The 2,983-nt window shown below is 65.5% G+C and carries 4 protein-coding genes; all 4 read right to left on the bottom strand.

What is annotated here, in order from left to right:
- Positions 1–211: 211 nt before the first annotated feature.
- Positions 212–916: a DNA polymerase III subunit epsilon gene (gene dnaQ, locus EOA28_RS31055; protein ID WP_128298214.1), complete on the bottom strand. Its 705-nt coding sequence runs from the start codon at positions 914–916 to the stop codon at positions 212–214.
- 74 nt (positions 917–990) lie between these two features.
- Positions 991–1,596: a dephospho-CoA kinase gene (coaE, locus tag EOA28_RS31050; protein WP_127252812.1), complete on the bottom strand. Its 606-nt coding sequence runs from the start codon at positions 1,594–1,596 to the stop codon at positions 991–993.
- The gene (locus tag EOA28_RS31045) at positions 1,596–2,423 is read right to left on the bottom strand and encodes a shikimate dehydrogenase (RefSeq protein WP_128315628.1); all 828 of its coding nucleotides are present in this window, start codon (positions 2,421–2,423) and stop codon (positions 1,596–1,598) included. The genes coaE and EOA28_RS31045 overlap by 1 nt, the downstream gene beginning before the upstream one ends.
- Positions 2,416–2,983 (bottom strand): Maf-like protein (locus EOA28_RS31040; protein WP_128315627.1); only part of this gene is annotated, 568 nt, incomplete at its 5' end. The genes EOA28_RS31040 and EOA28_RS31045, both read right to left, overlap by 8 nt.

Here is a 2,983-nt window from a genome sequence, read left to right as displayed (position 1 = left end):
GTCGTCATTCTAGGGCGGAGCAAGGAGCGAAGCGACGCGCGCAGACCCTAGAATCCATGCCGTGACGCTAACGCGTTGCAACGGTTATAGAATTCTGCACCGTTGCACCCTGCGGCGGAGGTCACGGCATGGATACTCGGGTCAAGCCCGAGTATGACGACGTCGCGGAGGGATTCGGCCAATCGCGCGGATCAGCGCCACAAGCGCCCGCTCACCCCACCGCCACCTTAAGCCACAGCGCCTTTTCGCCGAGCGTCGAGACCAGCCCGGCATGCGCCGCGCGGTCCGCTTCGCTCAGACGCGGCGGCAGGGCGATGGGCCGCGCGCCGACGGAGATGTCGATATCGGCCACCTCGCCGGCGCCGTTCATCTGCACCGACACGGCCTCCAGCACCAGCGCCGCCTGCTTGCCGCCGATGAGCTCGATATAGACTTCGGCCAGCAGCTCGGAGTCGAGCAGCGCGCCGTGCTTGGTGCGGCGGGTGTTGTCGATGCCGTAGCGGCGGCAGAGCGCATCGAGCGAGTTCGGGCCCATCGGATGCTTGCGGCGCGCCAAAGCGAGGGTGTCGATGATGCGGCCGGGATCGATGGCCGGATGGTCGAGCCGGCTGTATTCGAGGTTGAGGAAGCCGAGGTCGAAGGTGGCGTTGTGGGCGATCAGTTTGGCGCCGTCGGTGAAGGCCAGCCACTCATCGACGATTTCGGCGAAGGTCGGCTTGCCGACCAGGTCAGCGGCGCTGATGCCATGCACGGCTTGCGCCTCGGCATGGATGGCGCGGCCCTGCGGGTTGATGAATTTGTGGAAGGTGCGGCCGGTCGGGAAACGGTTGACCAGCTCGACGCCGCCGAGCTCGATGATGCGGTCTTCGCGCAAATCGAGGCCGGTGGTTTCCGTATCGAAGATGATCTCACGCATGCGAATCAATCCGCTCCAAGGAGCAGAATCACAAACCAGAACAAAATGGCAATGGGGACTGCCGTCAGCGGACGTCAGGAACCATCCCGGCCGGACTTATCCCCCGTCAATTCGCCGATGACGGCCTCAACCGCCCTCCGCGCCGCCTCGAAGCCATTTCCGGTGTCGATGATGAAATCGGCCTGGCGGCGCTTTTCGGCGTCGGGCACCTGCTTGGCGAGGATCGACAAAAACTTCTCCTCGCTCATGCCAGGCCTGGCGAGCACGCGCTCGCGCTGGATCTCGGGCGAAGCGGTGACGACCACGACCTTGTCGACGCGGTTGCGGCCGCCGGTCTCGAACAGAAGCGGGATGTCGAGCACGGCGAGCGGCGCGCCGACGGCGCGATGCCTCGCCAGAAACGCATCGGCATCGGCGCGCACCAGCGGATGAATGATCGACTCGAGCTTCTTCAGCGTGGCGGGATCGCCGAGCACTTGGCTCGCCAGCTTCACGCGGTCGACCACGCCTGCCTCGGTCGTGCCCGGGAAGGCCGCCTCGACCAAAGGCGCTGCCTTGCCGGCATAGAGGCGATGCACCGTCTCGTCCGAATCATGCACTGGCACGCCGGCCTCGGCGAACATTTTCGCCGTCGCTGACTTGCCCATGCCGATCGATCCGGTGAGGCCGAGCACGATCATCAGTGGCCCTCGATGTCGGCAACGATCATGCTCCGCAGCTCGGACGTGACTTCCGGCTTCCTGCCGAACCAGCGTTCGAAGCCGGGCACCGCCTGATGCAGCAGCATGCCGAGCCCGTCGATCGTCTTCAACCGCCGCGCCCTGGCGGCGGCAAGCAAAGGCGTTTCCAACGGCACATAGACGATGTCGGTGACGATGGCGTGATCCGGCAAGCCGGCTGGATCGGCGACGAGGGTTTCGTTGCCATGCATGCCGAGCGCCGTGGTGTTGATCAGCAGGCAGGCATCGGCAAGCAGCTCGCCGACTGCGCCATGCGCCGAGACGCCAGGGCCAAAATGGCGGCTGAGTTCCTCGGCTCTCGCCAGCGTCCGATTGACGATGCGGATGTCCTTGATGCCACGCTCTTTCAGCGCGTGGATGACGGCGCGGGAGGCGCCGCCGGCGCCCAGCACCACGGCCGGCCCATTGTCCGCCCATCCAGGCGCATGGTCATCGAGGTTGGCGGCAAAGCCGTAGCCGTCCGTATTGCCACCCCAGAGAACGCCGTTCTCGAACCACAGCGTGTTGACGGCGCCGATTTCATCAGCCGCATGGTCGCGGCGGGCAACGCCGGCGAAGGCGGCTTCCTTGTGGGGAATGGTGACGTTGCCGCCGCGGTAGCCGTTCTCGCCGAGAGATTTGAGGAAATCGGTGAAATCCGCCGGCGCGACGTCGATCGCCTGGTAGCTGCCGTCGATGCCGTATTTATTGAGCCAATAGCCGTGGATCTTCGGCGAGCGCGAATGGGCGATCGGATGTCCGGTAACGAAGGCCTTTTTCTCAGCCATCGATGGCTCCCAGCGCGCGCAGCTCCTTCAGGACCGGCAGCAACGGCAGGCCGACGATGGTGAAATAATCACCCTCGATCTTCTCGAACAGCTGGATGCCTTCGCCCTCCACCTGATAGGCGCCGACGCTCCCCAGGGCCTTGGCGCCGACGCGCGCCAGATGCCGGCCGATGAAGGCGGGGTCGAGCTTGCGCATGGTGAGGTTGGCAATGCCGACATGACGCCACAGCACTTCGCCGTCGCGGCAAAGCACGGCCGCGCTGTTCAGCTGATGCGTCTTGCCCGAGAGCGCGAGCAGGTGGCGGCGCGCGCCTTCCATGTCGGCCGGCTTGTGAAAGACCTCGTCGCCCAGCGACAGCGTCTGGTCACAGCCGAGCACCAGGGAGCCGGGCCTCCGCTCACTGACCTCAGTCGCCTTGGCCTCGGCCAGGATCGAGGCGACGTCTTCCGGCGAGACGCCGCTGTCTTTCAGCGGAGCCTCGAGGGCGCGCTCGTCGACATTTGCCGGCACCGCCTCGATGTCGAGGCCGGCATTGACGAGCATGGTCTTTCGGAACGGG

Origin of the sequence: Mesorhizobium sp. M2A.F.Ca.ET.067.02.1.1 (assembly GCF_004023285.1) — a bacterium.
Lineage (GTDB): Bacteria > Pseudomonadota > Alphaproteobacteria > Rhizobiales > Rhizobiaceae > Mesorhizobium.
This window is presented reverse-complemented; position numbering and strand designations above follow the sequence as displayed.

Coding starts and splice junctions, on each gene's coding strand:
- coaE (WP_127252812.1), bottom strand. CDS start 1,596: ATGATCGTGCTCGGCCTCACCGGATCGATCGGCATGGGCAAGTCAGCG.
- EOA28_RS31045 (WP_128315628.1), bottom strand. CDS start 2,423: ATGGCTGAGAAAAAGGCCTTCGTTACCGGACATCCGATCGCCCATTCG.
- dnaQ (WP_128298214.1), bottom strand. CDS start 916: ATGCGTGAGATCATCTTCGATACGGAAACCACCGGCCTCGATTTGCGC.